Consider the following 524-nt stretch of genomic DNA (forward strand, 5'->3'; position numbering starts at 1 on the left):
GTTGCGGCGGGGCGTTCAGCGCTGGCGTGGCCGGCGCCATGCTCACGGCAGGCTTGCTGGTATTGGAGTTGATTGCCGGCACCTTGCCCAGCGGTTTTTTTGGTTCCAGTTCGGTGGCCAGTTTTTTCTTTTGTTCTTCCGGCAACTGCTGGTATTGCTCCCACTGCGCGGTTTTTTGACCTGGGTCAATCTTCTTCGTGCGCGTGTAGTTTTCGCGCACCAGGCGCCGCTGTTCCGGCGTCAGCTTGATCCATTCGCGCATGCGCTCATGCACGCGGGCTTGCTCGTCCGGCGTCATGGAGGCGAAGCGGTTGGCGATTTCCAGCCATTTCTGCTTGCGCAAGGCTTCCAGCTTGTTCCATTCGCCCGCCAGAGGCTGCAATGCCGCCTGCTGTGCGCGCGACAGCTTGTTCCAGGAAGGATTGTCGCCAGCCTTGGGCGTGCCGCCCTTGCCCGCGGTGCGGGGCGAACCGGGTTTGGCGGCCGGGGCTGGTGCGACGGCCGCCGCAGGCGCTGCCGCCACG

Annotated in this window: 1 protein-coding gene; it reads right to left on the minus strand. The window is 64.1% G+C overall.

The genetic code is table 11. The annotated features are described in order from the left end of the window. Positions 1-523 (minus strand): DUF3106 domain-containing protein (locus tag JaAD80_RS29235; RefSeq protein WP_258003259.1); only part of this gene is annotated, 523 nt, incomplete at its 3' end. Between the last annotated feature and the right edge of the window lies 1 nt (position 524).

The sequence above is a fragment of the Janthinobacterium sp. AD80 genome, assembly GCF_002878455.1.
In the GTDB taxonomy this organism is placed as follows: domain Bacteria; phylum Pseudomonadota; class Gammaproteobacteria; order Burkholderiales; family Burkholderiaceae_D; genus Janthinobacterium.